This window comes from Shigella sp. FC1544 (assembly GCF_001722145.1).
In the GTDB taxonomy this organism is placed as follows: domain Bacteria; phylum Pseudomonadota; class Gammaproteobacteria; order Enterobacterales; family Enterobacteriaceae; genus Escherichia; species Escherichia coli.
This window is the reverse complement of record NZ_MECT01000534.1, coordinates 1-231: the sequence shown is the minus strand read 5'-3', so window position 1 is coordinate 231 and position 231 is coordinate 1. Positions and strand designations below refer to the sequence as shown.

Below are 231 nucleotides of genomic sequence, written 5' to 3'. Positions count from 1 at the left end.
TAGCGGAGCAGGAAGGACATCTGATGGAAATGGAAGCCACGCAAGCACCTTAAAATCACCATCATACACTAAATCAGTAAGTTGGCAGCATTACCGGACTCATACTCTTATGTTGACCCGCAAAAGTATAGATCCCGTTCTGCTCTCTGTTGGTGCTGAGAAGCTCTCACAACGTGAATGGGACTGGATGAAGATGCTCAAACCCATGGACCCACCACCTGCGATGGTCGC

1 protein-coding gene is annotated in these 231 nt (G+C 48.9%); it reads left to right on the top strand.

Annotated elements, in window-relative coordinates:
• Window positions 1–109: 109 nt before the first annotated feature.
• Window positions 110–231: hypothetical protein (locus BGK49_RS31275; protein ID WP_069375824.1), on the top strand; the 122-nt coding region annotated here is incomplete at its 3' end.